At 55.2% G+C, this 13973-nt stretch carries 17 protein-coding genes; 9 read left to right on the top strand and 8 right to left on the bottom strand.

The features are described 5' to 3' along the window. The first annotated feature begins 98 nt into the window (after positions 1-98). Positions 99-905 (top strand): sulfite exporter TauE/SafE family protein, encoded by an 807-nt coding sequence (locus NVB75_RS12105; RefSeq protein WP_258347281.1) that lies wholly within the window; start codon positions 99-101, stop codon positions 903-905. On the opposite strand, the gene NVB75_RS12100 is transcribed toward NVB75_RS12105, so the two are convergent. The 6 genes from NVB75_RS12100 to argH all read right to left on the bottom strand — a co-directional run bounded on the left by NVB75_RS12100 (position 902) and on the right by argH (position 7439). Next, complete coding sequence (locus NVB75_RS12100) at positions 902-1849, bottom strand: hypothetical protein (protein ID WP_258347280.1); 948 nt, start codon at positions 1847-1849, stop codon at positions 902-904. The two genes, NVB75_RS12105 and NVB75_RS12100, sit on opposite strands and share 4 nt — an antisense overlap. 64 nt (positions 1850-1913) lie before the next feature. Beyond that, entirely contained in the window at positions 1914-3083 is a 1170-nt protein-coding gene (locus NVB75_RS12095) for an MFS transporter (RefSeq protein WP_258347279.1), read from the bottom strand. A gap of 147 nt (positions 3084-3230) precedes the next feature. After that, complete coding sequence (locus tag NVB75_RS12090) at positions 3231-4052, bottom strand: ABC transporter substrate-binding protein (RefSeq protein ID WP_063027826.1); 822 nt, start codon at positions 4050-4052, stop codon at positions 3231-3233. A 25-nt stretch (positions 4053-4077) separates the two neighbouring features. After that, positions 4078-4842 (bottom strand): amino acid ABC transporter ATP-binding protein, encoded by a 765-nt coding sequence (locus tag NVB75_RS12085; RefSeq protein WP_258347277.1) that lies wholly within the window; start codon positions 4840-4842, stop codon positions 4078-4080. Positions 4843-4865: 23 nt separating this feature from the next. Next, positions 4866-5744 carry an amino acid ABC transporter permease gene (locus tag NVB75_RS12080; protein ID WP_177025713.1) on the bottom strand — a complete coding sequence of 293 codons (879 nt, stop codon included), beginning with the start codon at positions 5742-5744 and terminating at the stop codon, positions 4866-4868. A gap of 267 nt (positions 5745-6011) precedes the next feature. Next, positions 6012-7439 carry an argininosuccinate lyase gene (argH, locus tag NVB75_RS12075; RefSeq protein ID WP_258347276.1) on the bottom strand — a complete coding sequence of 476 codons (1428 nt, stop codon included), beginning with the start codon at positions 7437-7439 and terminating at the stop codon, positions 6012-6014. Positions 7440-7701: 262 nt separating this feature from the next. Between argH and NVB75_RS12070 the strand changes: the two genes are divergently transcribed. Then, positions 7702-8661: a LysR family transcriptional regulator gene (locus NVB75_RS12070; RefSeq protein WP_258347275.1), complete on the top strand. Its 960-nt coding sequence runs from the start codon at positions 7702-7704 to the stop codon at positions 8659-8661. 98 nt (positions 8662-8759) lie between these two features. Here the strand turns inward: NVB75_RS12070 and NVB75_RS12065 are convergent, their stop codons facing one another. Next, a complete protein-coding gene (locus NVB75_RS12065; protein ID WP_258347274.1) occupies positions 8760-9404 on the bottom strand; it encodes an HAD-IB family hydrolase in 645 nt (214 codons plus the stop codon). Between the two features lie 345 nt (positions 9405-9749). Here NVB75_RS12065 and NVB75_RS12060 point away from each other — a divergent pair, with 345 nt between their 5' ends. From NVB75_RS12060 to NVB75_RS12035, 7 genes are all read left to right on the top strand, one after another. After that, the gene (locus NVB75_RS12060) at positions 9750-10235 is read left to right on the top strand and encodes an Hcp family type VI secretion system effector (RefSeq protein ID WP_177008438.1); all 486 of its coding nucleotides are present in this window, start codon (positions 9750-9752) and stop codon (positions 10233-10235) included. Then, entirely contained in the window at positions 10232-10945 is a 714-nt protein-coding gene (locus NVB75_RS12055; RefSeq protein ID WP_258347272.1) for a DUF4225 domain-containing protein, read from the top strand. The genes NVB75_RS12060 and NVB75_RS12055 overlap by 4 nt, the downstream gene beginning before the upstream one ends. A gap of 128 nt (positions 10946-11073) precedes the next feature. Continuing rightward, positions 11074-11262: a hypothetical protein gene (locus NVB75_RS12050; RefSeq protein WP_258347271.1), complete on the top strand. Its 189-nt coding sequence runs from the start codon at positions 11074-11076 to the stop codon at positions 11260-11262. Between the two features lie 199 nt (positions 11263-11461). After that, entirely contained in the window at positions 11462-11947 is a 486-nt protein-coding gene (locus NVB75_RS12045) for an Hcp family type VI secretion system effector (RefSeq protein WP_258347270.1), read from the top strand. Then, positions 11944-12186, top strand: coding sequence for a hypothetical protein (locus NVB75_RS12040; protein ID WP_258347269.1), 243 nt, complete (start codon positions 11944-11946; stop codon positions 12184-12186). The genes NVB75_RS12045 and NVB75_RS12040 overlap by 4 nt, the downstream gene beginning before the upstream one ends. A 30-nt stretch (positions 12187-12216) precedes the next feature. Beyond that, positions 12217-12360 carry a DUF4225 domain-containing protein gene (locus NVB75_RS33365; protein WP_375378916.1) on the top strand — a complete coding sequence of 48 codons (144 nt, stop codon included), beginning with the start codon at positions 12217-12219 and terminating at the stop codon, positions 12358-12360. Between the two features lie 55 nt (positions 12361-12415). Next, a complete protein-coding gene (locus NVB75_RS12035) occupies positions 12416-12727 on the top strand; it encodes a hypothetical protein (protein WP_258347268.1) in 312 nt (103 codons plus the stop codon). Positions 12728-13174: 447 nt separating this feature from the next. On the opposite strand, the gene NVB75_RS12030 is transcribed toward NVB75_RS12035, so the two are convergent. Then, the gene (locus NVB75_RS12030; RefSeq protein ID WP_258347267.1) at positions 13175-13891 is read right to left on the bottom strand and encodes an HNH endonuclease; all 717 of its coding nucleotides are present in this window, start codon (positions 13889-13891) and stop codon (positions 13175-13177) included. Positions 13892-13973 lie beyond the last annotated feature (82 nt).

Here is a 13973-nt window from a genome sequence, read left to right as displayed (position 1 = left end):
TGGCAATATCTCGCACATTATTGGCCGACATGCGCAAGCGGGCCAAGCCTTGAATCTCTATCGTCGACAGCTCTCCCTGATACTGAAGGCGATTCTCGATGTTCTATCTATTACTGGCACTGTTCGGCTGCATGACCGGCGTGACGGCGGTGATGTTCGGCTTCGGCGGCGGGTTCGTGGTGGTGCCGTTGCTATACGGCATGCTCAAGCTCAGCCACGACGCGGGCGTGAGTGCATCGGCGATGCATATCGCAGTCGCCACCTCCACCTGCGTGATGATCGTCAACGCGCTGCTCGCCACTGGAAAACACCGTCGCAAAGGTAATCTGATTCGCCATTACCTGTGGCCGTTGGGCGGGTACATCGGGGTCGGCGCCGTGCTGGGCGCAGGGGCTGCAATGTTCGCCAGCGGCGATTTCATGCGGTACGCCTTTATCGCCTACCTGGCCGTCACCATCGTCGATTGCTTGTTGCGCAGGGGCTTTCTCAGCCAGGACGACAGGCTCCAGCCACGACGCCTGAGCGGCGCGGAAGTGACGGGTGGTGGCATCGCCATTGGCGTGATCGCCACCTTCCTGGGCGTGGGCGGCAGCGTGATGACCGTGCCGCTGTTACGCCGTTGTGGCTTGAGCATGTCCCAGTCCACGTCCATGGCCAACCCCTTGAGTGTTCCGGTGGCGCTGGCCGGTACGTTTACCTACATGCTCATGGCGGGATTCGCCAAGGTGGAATTGGGCGCGTGGTTTGTCGGCTATGTCGACTTGCTGGCGTTTGCCATCCTCACCGTGGGTTCGCTGCTGGGCATTCGCCTGGCCACGCCGTGGATTGGTCGTATCCCGGATGTACTGCATGCGCGGGTGTATATCGGGTTGTTGGGCGTGGTGATGGTGAGCATGTTGCTCTAGGTTTCCAACCCCGGCGCCTCGCGAATAATCAGGTGATCCAGGTTCTCGATATTGGCACTGAACACCCCGAACGTCTGCTCGGGGTTTTTCTTGCTCGGCACCTGTTTCAGCTCCGGCGTCACCCCGTAAAAGAAGCAATACAACGTTCGATCACTGTCCACCGCCGCCTTGATCTGCTCCAGGAACGCCTTGCGCTTGCGGTAGTTCTCGATCAGTTTTTTGCTCAGGTAAACATTGATGGAGTAGGGCTTCTTGTCGAGCCAGGCTTTCTTTTCGAAGTCGATGCGAAAGCTGCTGGTGTAGTCCTTGATCTCCTTGATCTTGCCCCAGTAGATCAGGCCTTTGTTGTCTTGCAGGTATTCGATCTTCTTGGAAAAAGTCCAGTAGGTCGCGGTGTGATCGCCGATCTTCAAGGGCATGCTTTTCAGCTTTTCCTTGTCGTCGATATTGGACACGTAGCACTCCACCGGGTGGGCGAAGACGCTGGTCTTGTCCGGGGTGGTGTCGCTTGAGCTGTGAGACAAGGCGTTGCGGGTTGCCGGCGTTTTCGGTGGTTCTTGTGGGGTGCCAGCCTCAGCACCGATGACCGGCGTTTTGCGTTCGTACTGGCGCCGCGTCAGGACAAATTCCGACGGGAAATTTTCTTCCGGCCCATCCTCAGCTTCGCCTTTCCCGGCATGGCGGCTGGCGTACCGGCAACCTTCGATATGCCGGGTGCTGGGGATGTTCTTGAAGTGCGGCGTGCGCAGGTAATTGACGTTTTTTGCGTTGAAGGTGCCCAACACATTGCCCGCTTGGAACGCTGCCCTGCACTCGTCATTGGGGCACAGGAAACTGTCCTTGTCGGAATCGAAGGCGGCGGTTTCGTCGAAATTCAGGTCGCGCACATCATAGATCGACAGCTTGTCGTCGAGACTCAGGCTGTAGGCCGTGTCGAATTTCATGGGGCTCGGGTCCGTGAGAGAGTTCGCTATTAATAGCGGGATATTGCGCAAATATCAGTAGAAATTACGCACGGACCACCACACGCCGGCCACTCAGGAAACACAAGGTGCCACCCACCGCCGTCAGCCCGCTCAGTACATAGAACATCGAGGCGGGCGATGCGTTGATCAGCAGGTAACCGCAGATCACCGGGCTCAGGGCGCCGCCAAATGCCGCCAGGTTTTGTGCGCCGTAATAACTGCCGCGCAGGGCGTCCGGGGCGATGGTGTCGATAAACAGGAACTCGGACGGGTAGATGATCATCTCCCCCAGGGTGAACACAAACATCGCGACACACCACGACACCATGCCGTCCGCCATGCTGAAGCCGATCAACCCAGCAATAAACAACGAGGTGCCGAGCACGATCCAGTAGCGCAGTTGTTCACGCTTGAGGAAGCGGCCGATCTGGTACTGCATCAGGATCACCGTGATGGCGTTGCACGCGAGAACCGCAGAGAGAATTTTCAGCGCGCTCTCCGGCTTGTAGGCCACCAGCAGAAACTGCGACAGATACAAGGTGTAGCGCCCGTGGACAATGGTGCTCAACAGGCTGCCGCTGGTGAACAGGATCAAGGTGCGATCGCTGCGCAGGGTCCTCAGGGTGCTGAGAAAACTTAAGGGTTTGTTGCTGTCGTCGCGTTGGGTCGGCGGGATGCCGATCATCAGGAACAGGCTGCCAAAGGCAATCGCGCTGGCGATCAGGAACGGTGCCAGGGGCATCTGGCCGGCAATCACCACGCCGAGCATCGGGCCGGTGGCGTAGCCGACATTGGTCAGGGTGTAGCGCAGGGAAAACACCTTGGCCCGCTGGCCCACCGGCAGGTTCTCGCTGATGATCGCCTTGGAGCCGATCAGGAACAGCGCCGAAGCGGCTTCGGTGATCACCAGGGTCAGGGTGGTCAGGTACAGGTTGCTGGCAAAGGTCAGCAACAGAAAACCGATGGAGCTGGAGAGCATTGCCAGGATCAGCAGCTTGCGTTTTTCCAGACGGTCGATGATGTAGCCACCGTAGAGGCCCAGCAGCGTGGCGATGAACACGGCGATGCCCATCAGCAAGCCGATGTCTTGCTGGTTGAGGCCCAGTCGGGTGCTAAGCAACAGCGCGAGCAACGGGCTGGTCATGGCGCGGCTGACGACGATGGTCACCGAGCAGATCATCAGGCGGCGGATTACCAGGGAGTACGTGGCCACGGTGGGGCGGATGTCCTTATTCTTTTTTCAAGGCGATAAAGATCAAGTGTGGGAGCGGGCTTGCTCGCGAATGCGGTGTGTCAGTGCCAACTGTACCGGCTGATCCACCGCATTCGCGAGCAAGCCCGCTCCCACATTTAGATCGCGTTACTGGCCGGCGTTGATGCTGATCTTCTCAACCGCACCCTGCTCCAGATCCCACTTCTTCAGAATCTTGCCATACGTCCCATCATCAATCATGCCCTGCAGCGCTTCACTGATGGCCGTGACCAACTCGGTATTGCTCTTCTCAATCCCCAACCCCGTGAACTGCTTGGAAATCGCCAGGCCCACCGGCTTGTACTTACCCTTGTCCAGCGACATCAGGTAAGGAATGGTTTCACTGCCCTGCATCGCCGCATCCAGACGGTTCTGCTGCAACTGAGCCCGCGCATCCGCCGAGCCCTCGGTACCAATCACCACGATGGCTGGCTTACCAGCCTTTTCGCAGTTTTCCTTGCTCCACGCGGTAATTTCCGACGGCCAGGTGGTACGTCGGCTGGTGCCGACTTTTTTACCGCACAGGTCAGTCAATTCCTTGAGGTCTTCACGCTTGGCCAGGGTGTACAGCTGCGGGCCGCTGGTGAAGTAGTCGATAAAGGTCACCGACTTCTGGCGCTCGGCGGTGTCGGTCATGCCCGACAGCACAATGTCCACGCGCTTGGTGGTCAGGCCGCTGAGCATCTGTTCGAAGCCGGTTTCCTGCCACTTGATCTTCACACCCAAACGTTCGGCCAGGGCGTTGCCCAGGTCAAAGTCCAGGCCGGTGAGTTTGTTGGTGGCGGTGTCCTTGAAATCCATCGGCGGGTAGTTCGGCACGATGGCCGCGCTGATCTCACCCTTGTCCTTGATCGCTGCCGGCAATGCCGCCAAAACCGAAGTGGAGGCCATCAGGCCTACGAGCAAACTTGGAAGAAACAGATTTTTCATGGGGGCGTTCTCGTTTGTTTTTTAGTTAAGTGCGAACGGCAGAAATAAAGCTTTGGGTACGCGGGTTTTGTGGGCTTATTAGAATTTCTTCAGGGCTGCCGGCTTCCACAATCTGGCCGGCATCCATAAACACCATGCGGTTGGACACTTCGCGGGCGAAGCCCAATTCATGGGTGACCACAATCATGGTCATGCCGGTGGTGGCCAAATCACGCATCACCGACAGCACTTCTCCTACCAGCTCCGGGTCGAGGGCTGACGTGGGTTCGTCAAACAACATCAGCTTGGGCCGCATCGCCAACGCACGGGCAATCGCCACACGCTGTTGCTGGCCGCCGGATAATTCCACCGGGTAGGCATTGCGCTTGTCCGCCAGGCCGACGCGGGCCAACAACTCCAACGCATCCTCGGTGGCTTCCTTGGGCGAACGCTTGAGCACCTGGTACGGGCCTTCGATGATGTTCTGCAACACGGTCATGTGCGGGAACAAATTGAAGCGCTGAAACACCATGCCGGTGGCCAAGCGCTGACGGGCGATCTGTGATTCATTCAACTCATGCAGCTTGTTGCCGACGACCCGGTAACCCACCAGCTCGCCGTCGACCCACAGGCCGCCCTTGTCGATTTTTTCCAGCTGATTGACGCAGCGCAGCAGGGTACTTTTGCCAGAGCCGGACGGGCCGATAATGCACAGCACTTCGCCTTGTTCGACTTCCAGGTTGATGTCCTGCAACGCGTGATACTGGTCGTAATACTTGTTCAGGTTCACGGCCTTGACGATGCTTCTCATGGGCAAATCTCCTCAGTCAGGGCTTACGAACGCTTGCCGGCGCCGCGGGCAAAACGACGCTCAAGGCGGCTCTGACCGAATGAAAGAACAGTCACCACCGCCAGGTACCAGATGCCGGCAACAATCAGCAGCTCCATGACCCGGGCGTTGGCGTAGTAGATGTTTTGCGCGTTGTGCAGCAGCTCCGAGTACTGGATCACACTCGCCAGGCTGGTCATTTTCACCATGCTGATGAACTCGTTGCCTACAGGCGGAATGATCACCCGCATCGCCTGGGGCAGAATCACCCTACGCAGCGCCTGAAGGCTCGGCATGCCAATCGACTTGGCGGCTTCGTACTGGCCGGTGTCCACCGACAACAGGCCGGCGCGCACCACTTCAGCGGTGTAGGCACCCTGGTTGATGCTCAGGCCGAGGAGGGCGGCCACGAACGGCGTCATCAGGTCCACGGTGTCGATGCTGAACAGTCCGGGAATCGCGATCACCGGGAAAATCAGCGCCAGGTTGAACCACAACAGCAGTTGCAGAATCAGCGGCGTGCCGCGAAACAGCCAAGTGTAGGTGATGGCCACGTAGCGCAGGATCGGGTTGGCCGACATGCGCATGATTGCCGTGATCACCCCGATCACCACCCCCAGCGCCATGGCCAGGATCGACATGATGATGGTGTTCACCAGGCCCCAGATGATCGCCTCGGACGTGAGGAACTGACCGATGTAGGACCATTCGATCTGGCCGTTGGCGAATGCCCGCAACAAGGCGGCCAGGGCGATCACGATCAACGTGGCAAAAAACATCCGCCCGTAATAGCGACGCGGCACATGCTCGTACTTCGTGATATCGAACTGGTTTTCGGTCTGCTGGCGCTCGGCTTGCAAGCGCTCTGCCGGGGTTTGTTTCATGGTGACTCTCCAAAACAACTGAATACACTGATCGTTCCCACGCTCTGCGTGGGAATGCATCCCGTGACGCTCCGCGTCACCACCTGCATTGGCGGCAGGACGCGGACCGTCCAAGGCTGCATTCCCACGCAGAGCGTGGGAACGATCTTTAACCCTGTAGGAGCGAGCTTGCTCGCGATGGTCGTGAACGATAACGCTGGAAACCTGACACCCAGCGGCGTTCTTGAGTTTTTCGCGAGCAAGCTCGCTCCTACAAGTGAAGCTGTCTCAAATCCGAAAACCGGTGTAACTCTGTGCCCACTCTTGCTGCACAGCCAACGCAGTCTTCAACCGCCCAATCTGCTCCCTTACCCGCTCCGGTGCCGTCCCACCCCAACCACTGCGCGCCGCAATCGCCGCTTCCAGGGTCAGGCACTCACGCACTTCCGGCGTCAGCCGCGTATCCACCTCCGCCAACAACGCCGGCGAGGCTTCCCACAATTCAATCTCATGCTTCTCACAGGCTTGCACCAACGCGCCGGTAATCTCGTGGGCCTCCTTGAACGGCACACCACGAGTGGCCAACCAATCCGCCACCTCAGTCGCCAAGGTGAAACCCATCGGCGCCTGACGCCGCAGCTCGTCCACCTGCACCTTCATCGTCGCGACCATCCCGGCCATCGCCGGCAGCACCAGCAGCAACGTATCCACGCTGTCCAACACACTGTGCTTGTCTTCACTCAAATCGCGGTTGTACGACAGCGGCAGCGACTTCAGCGTGGACATCAACCCGGTCAGGTTGCCAATCAAGCGCCCCGCTTTACCCCGCGCCAATTCGGCAATGTCCGGGTTCTTCTTCTGCGGCATGATCGAGCTACCGGTGGCGTAGGCATCGTCCAACTGCACCCAGCGAAACTGCCGCGACGACCACAGGCAAAACTCCTCCGACAGCCGCGAAATATTCACCCCGAGCATGCCCGCCACAAACAGAAACTCCGCCACGTGGTCACGACTGGCTACAGCATCAATCGAGTTTTCGCACGGCCCGGTGTAACCCATCTCCTTGGCCGAATGCTCCGGCTGGCGCGCAATCGCCGAGCCGGCCATCGCCGCAGCACCCAACGGCGACAACGCCGTACGCGCATCCCAATCCACCAGGCGCTGCACATCCCGCAGCATCGATTGCGCATGGGCCAGCAAGTGATGGGCGAACACAATCGGCTGCGCCTGCTGCAAGTGGGTGAAGCCCGGGCAGATACTCTCGATATGCTGCTCGGCCTGGTCCACCAGCGCCTGCTGCAACCCCAGCACCTCGGTGGTGATGGTGCGCGCGTGATCCCGCAGGAACAGGCGCAAATCGTTGGCCGTCTGGTCATTACGCGAACGCCCGGCGCGCAACTTGCCGCCCAGGGCGCCCAAACGCTCGGTCAACACCCGCTCGATGAAGGTGTGCACATCCTCGTCATCCAGCGTCGGGTGCAGGCGGCCAGCGGCAAAGTCCTCACCAATCCGGTCCAGTGCTTCCAGGGTGCGCAAGGTTTCCGACTCATCCAGCAACCCGGCCCGCTGCAACTCACGGGCATGGGCCCGGGAGCCGGCCAGGTCGTAGGGCGTCAGGCGAAAATAGCGCTCGGGGCAACGGGACAGCGCCGCCAAAGCAGCAGACGGGCCGGATTTGAAGCGAGCACCCCAGAGGCGATCGGTGGGCTGAGACATGGTGTTCCTCACGCTTGTTTTTAGAAGTGACAAGCCCGATGGACGTGGCTTGGCCTTATGGATTCGGAGGGCAGTAGCAAAACGAAAAGTCCTGATCGAAGTGTCAGGTTTTTATGGGCGTTAAAGCAGCCGGTAAAAGCTGTTCAACCCGATATATTCAAGGTTGCCAAGGGCGGTTAAGTATGTTCATTATTGCCGCCCGGCGATGTTCATGGAGTAGGTCAAAGCCTGTTGAAGATGGCACTTGAGGTCAACACGTATTATGGAAACCCCACTTTCCAATTCTGGAAACATACCGCCAAAACCCGGCACAAGACCGCCCCTGCAACTCAGCGGCCTGGACTTCAAATTGCTGCGGGTGTTCAAGGCTGTGGTCGAAGCGGGCGGCTTCAGCGCGGCGCAGAATGAGCTGAACGTGGGCCTGGCGGCAATCAGCAAGCAGATTTCCGACCTGGAAATTCGCATCGGCATGCGCCTGTGTACACGAGGGCGAGAAGGGTTTGGCCTGACCGAAGAAGGCAAATTAGTCTATCAAGCGTCCATTGAATTATTTGCCTCGGTAGACAGTTTCAGAGACAAGCTTAGTTCGGCACAGAACGAACTGATTGGCGACCTTAGTGTGGGTGTTATTGATAACACCGTCTCTGACGTTAATTCGCCGCTGATTAAAGCGCTGGGAAAACTACATACAGAATCGCCAAAAATAAGATTGCGCCTACATGCCTCGCAACTGGACGAAGTTGAGCGGGGCGTGGTGGAAGGGCGGCTGATTGTCGGCATCGTCCCGGTGTACCAGCGGCGGGAAGAATTCGATTATTTCCCGCTGTACGAAGAAAAGTCCCACGCGTACTGCGCCGTCGGGCATCCGCTGTTTGAAGCGAGTGCTATCAACGCAGATGTGTTGCGCCAGCACGAAGTGGTCAACCATCGTTACGCGATCCACAGCGACAAGGCCAACTTCGTCAGCTACGACAGCCAGTCCGCCTCGGCCTCCCAGGTAGAAGCCGTCGCCATCCTCGTCCTCACGGGCCGCTTCCTGGGCTTCCTCCCGGAGCACTACGCCGCGCCGCTGGTGAGGGAAGGGCGCCTGCGCGTGTTATGCCCGGAGCAGATCCACCTGAGCACAGCGTTCAACCTCATCCTGCGCCACAACGCCCCACGAAGCCCACTGGTCAAAGCCTTCGCAACGGCACTAGGCGTGGATCTCAAAGCGCCAATCTAACCCTAAGGATATACAGAGATCACCTGTAGGAGCTGTCGAGCTTTAGCGAGGCTGCGATGGCATCGACTCGGTCTACCTTCCAACCCCATCCACCCACATCACCGCTGCAACCTGGCCCGCTTCTTCTTCGCATGAAAATGCCGAAAATGCGCATCCTGCGCCGCGGCCAACAACTCCCGATCCCCGCGCGTATCACCCCAAGCCCTGAGCCGATACTCCCCCAGATCCCCATAAACCGCCTCAAGCCGAAGCACCTTATTCTCACACCGGCAATTATTCCCCGTGAGCTTGCCCGTCAACACCCCGTCCACCACTTCAAGCTCAGTACCAATCAACCGGATCCCAAGCCGATCCGCAAACGGCTGCAACACCAACGCCGGCGACGCCGAACACAACGTCACCACCGCCCCGGACTTCAATTCATCGGCCACCGATTGCAGACCGGTAGGCCGCATCAACTTGTTCCAATAGGCCTGGCAATACGCTTCAGCTTTCTGCTGAACCCACGCCTTATCCACGCCGGTCATAAAGGTGCGGATCAACTGCGCCTTGAGCTCATCACGGCTAATCACGCGCAACAGAAACTGCGCGCCAGGCACCGCCAGCTTCACCATCCTGCGCACGAACTCACCTTTACCAAAGGCGAACTTCAGGAACGGCACGAAGCTGTCGTGGTGGGTCAGGGTGCCGTCGAAGTCAAAGACGGAGAGTACTTTGGCATCCAAGGGGCCGGATTCGAGCATGTCTGGGTTCACGGGCGGGTCTCGATTATTTGGAGCGGGTCATCTGGTGTTCTGACAGGGACTCGTCTGCACGGTTCAGGCGGAAGACGGTGATCTGCCAGAGCGATCGCTCTCTCTGTTTTCTCGGACGCGAAAATCACGCGTCTGGTTGATCGGCGCAGTTTACTACCTCAAGGTCCATGGTTGGGCCTTCTCGAACCAATCCAGCGCGCGGTCCGGCATCCAGCATGCGGCATAAGGCGAAATTTCCTACTCATGACTCGTACCGTTTAAAGCGAAGCGTCCGATATTTCCTATTTTGTATTTTTCGTAAGGTGCCCTTCAAAACTAAAGGGCGCTTACCTTATGGCTAACCACGGCTACATGACCATCAGCGGCAAATCCCAGGGCCTCATATCTGCAAGCTGTTCGACTCAGGACTCCATAGGCAACAAGTGCCAGGACGGGCATCGCGACGAGATAATGGTGCTGTCCTTCCACCACAATATGGCCAACCGCGGAAACGTCAGGGCATCGAGTCACGGCCCGATTGCCATTACCAAAAACATCGACAAGTCATCTCCTTTACTGGCGGTAGCGCTTTCCAATAGGGAAGAGCTTAACTGTGTCATCAATTTTTACCGTATTGCCCAAACGGGTTGGCACGAAAAGTACTACAGCGTCGATATTCGAGGCTGCATCATTACCGACCTCACCGTCGACGTGCCGCATTCTGTTCTGCATATTGACGCCGAGCCACAAGAGCATGTTGCGCTTCAATATCGGGAAATTATCTGGACTCACCATCAAGCTAGAACAAGTGGTTTCAGCACTTGGGAGACGGGTCGGTGACGATTGAAAAGAAAAAACAGAATCCGACGTTTCACGATATCTGGATGGTTAGTCAGGCGGGTGCATACTTGACTAATCAGGCATGTACGATAAGTGCTCGCCATATTAAAAGTGGAATTGTTCGGTTGCAGTTCAATCGGGAGGTGGCTTATTACGCTCGGAGTATTGTCAGGGATGTCGAGGAAGGCAAGAAGAGTGTTGATCAAGGTTTGCTGGAAATAAAGAACGAACAAAAACACCTGATGAATCAGTCTATGGAGGTGGCGAGGAAAGGTGTCGGGGTTATCGCAGGGGCGCTTCAATTTGCGACAGGCGCAGGGATTTGCTATGCCTCAGTCGGAACGCTGTGTGTGCTGGCGGGCATCCCGATTATGGCGCATGGGGCTAATAATATGTATGAGAACGGTCGCAGTTTAATTGATGGGCAGGGAGACACAGCGGGGCCGGTAAGGAGTGGGTATCACGCTGCAGCGAAATCACTTGGGTACGGTGAGCGTGAAGGTGACATGGCGTATGGTAGCGCTGATATAGGAATGTCGATTTACAGCCTTGCCAGGCTTGTGCTCAAGCCTGATGCTTGGCGGTTATTTAGATATATAAGAGCAGATAAACAGAGGGCCTATAAAACCATGGGGGGTACCGCTCTGGGAGTTGAGGCTTATATCGATTATGAGACAGGTAGACAAGTATATAAAAGGCTTGATGAGTGATTGTAATTTTGGGTTTATTTCTTTTGATGGGTAGCGTGTGGTCCGCTTACGCGTTGAAGGTGAAGTTTTCTGGGGAAAATCTGAATCATGTAAAGCTGTATTTTTGCTTGATATTTAATGGATTTTTCGTGATTACTTACATTGATGTTATAAAATATGATGATTTTTTATATTTGGGGCATAGACCCGATATAACGGTGGATTACCCCATTATTGATTGGATTGCTTTAATTGGGATATTGGCTCACGCATTTGCACTTCCAATGAAGTGGAAGGTGAAGCGATGGTTTTTGAACGATAAAACAGAAGACGACTGACTGGAGGGGCCGTCCGAGCATCTGCTCGGCCGTTCTCCGCAGGCTGATAGCCTTCGATTCGGTCCAAGTCCGGCATCCAGCATGCGTCAGAAGGCGAAATTTCCTACTCATAACTCGTACTGTTTAAAGCGAAGCGTCCGATATTTCCTATTTTGTATTTTTCGTAAGGTGCCCTTCAAAACAACAGGTCGCTTACCTTATGGCTAACCACGGCTACATGACCATCAGCGGCAAATCCCAGGGCCTCATCTCTGCAAGCTGTTCGACCCAGGACTCTATAGGCAACAAGTGCCAGGACGGGCACCGCGACGAGATATTGGTGCTGTCCTTCCACCACAATATGGCCAACCGCGGAAACGTCAGGGCATCGAGTCACGGCCAGATTACTATTACCAAAAACATCGACAAGTCGTCTCCTTTACTGGCGGTAGCGCTTTCCAATAGGGAAGAGCTCAACTGTGTCATCAATTTTTACCGTATTGCCCAGACGGGCTGGCACGAAAAGTACTTCAGCGTCGATATTCGAGGTTGCATCATTACTGACCTCACCGTCGACGTGCCGCATTCTGTTTTGCATATTGATGCTGCGGCACAAGAGCATGTTGCGCTTCAATACCGGGAAATTATCTGGACCCACCACCAAGCGGGAACAAGTGGTTTCAGCACTTGGGAGGCGGATCGGTGACTATTGAAAAAAAACAGAATCCGACGTTTCACGATATCTGGATGGTTAGTCAGGCGGGTGCGTACTTGACTAATCAGGCCTGCACGATAAGTGTTCGCCATATTAAAGATGGAATTGTCAGGTTGCAGTTCAATCGGGAAGTGGCTTATTGCGCGCGGAGTATTGTCAGGGATGTTGAAGAAGGCAAGAAGAGTGTTGATCAAGGTTTGCTGGAAATAAAGAACGAACAAAAAACCTGATGAATCAGTCTCTGGAGGTGGGGAGGAAAGGTGTTGGGGTTATCGCGTGGGCTCTCCAATTTGCGACAGGTGCAGGGATTGAAACCTGACACTTGGCGCTTATTTAGATATATCCGTACTGACTACATGAGGGGGTATCAAAAAAGGGACCTGGCTCAAGGGCTGCTGAGATAGGGGCCGGTGCTCTGACTCTGGATCAATTGCTCGATGATGCGAGAGAGTAATGTGTTTGCTCATTTTGATTTTGGAAATTCTCGGTGTCTGTTTTGCTTTTTATCTGAAGGCAAAACTATCGGGTGTTAATATTAATGAGGTAAAGATCTATGTTGGGGTTCTTGTAAATTCAATATTCATTACTATGTATATAAAAATGATCAAGTATGACGAGTTTTGGTTGTTGGGTTATCGTCCAGATATTTTCTATGATTGTATTTTTGTAGGTTGGTTTACGTTTTTCTGTGTTTTTGCCCATGCGATGGCTATTCCGGTGGGGAGAAAGGTCAAGTGGTGGTTTTCGCGTAAAAATGGAGACTGGAATTGACCGTTTGGTTTGTTATGACGTTTCCATTGTTTGCATTATGGGGATTGCTTTGTGCTTTCACTTTGAGAATACGATTCTCCGGAGCGCATTTGTGGGAATGGTACGGGATAAGGTTCATCATTTGCGTCGCGTTTAATCTTTTTTTTGCGATGATCTATTTTTTTATTATGAAGCTTCAAGTTTTTCCCGTGTTGGGATATAGGCCGGACATAATTTTAGAATATCCGTTCATCGAGTGGATTGCTTTTTTCTGCGGTTATATTCATGTTTTTGCATGGCCCATCGAGAGAGAGCTTCGGTGGTGGTTTTGATTAGTGACCTTTATTGGTTTTGAACGAGTGGGTGGCAATGAAGCAGATTAGGCAGTGTTCTTAATAAGAATGCTGCTCAAGTGCCGACAAGGCATAGCAGCAACTATCCAAGGGGTTGGCGTCACGATGCAAGGAATCACTCGCTCACTAACCTAGTGATTTTCGAGTAGAGCCCCTTGGTAAAAATATCTCGCTCACTCGACCGATGACAACGTTGATGGCAATTCGGGCAAAGCGCCACTGCATTGCTGGTGCGGTCCGAGCCACCCTGTGCCAAATGCTTAACATGGTGTACTTCGAGAAACGGCAGGCCACTGTCCAGTGTGAACGGCGCCGGTTCCCCACAACCTTCGCAAATACCTGCTGCGTGCTGCCGAACCCAAGCACGTACCTCTGGATCACGCACAAACGAATTGCTGGTTGTATTCACTTGTTGTGGATTCAAAATCCCTTGTGGCGGGTTTGTCAGCGCTAGCTTTTGTAACGTGCTTGCGCGGGTTTCCAGTACGGCGTCATCAGCAGTCGCGGCCTTAATATCTGCATGCAGACAAGCTTTAGTTGCCAGCACCGAGCGAATACGTTCACTGACGCCAGCGCCGATATTCCTGGCGGGCATGTACCCGGTGATGCGTCGTAATCCTAGCTGCTCAAGCACCGCAGAAATATTCTGCATGCGGTACTCAATGGACGAAGCACTCCGCAGTCTCAAGATGCCCTCACGTAATAGGCGATTCTCCGCTGATTTTTTGAAAGGTTGATCACTTAGCTCCAACGTCAACATTTTCAAGTAAGCATCGATAGAGGCTTCTAGCTCCTCATCGGTCCATCCGGTATTACTTTTTTGTGTGTCCATACAGCCGCCGAGGGTATAAAACCCTCGGACGATACTGACTAGCCATTATTGCGTCTACGAAATTTCCTACTGGAAGGTAGGA

The organism is Pseudomonas sp. CBS (assembly GCF_024734645.1).
In the GTDB taxonomy this organism is placed as follows: Bacteria; Pseudomonadota; Gammaproteobacteria; order Pseudomonadales; family Pseudomonadaceae; genus Aquipseudomonas.
Note: the sequence above shows the minus strand (reverse complement) of the source record. Positions and strands in the feature narration are given on the sequence as shown.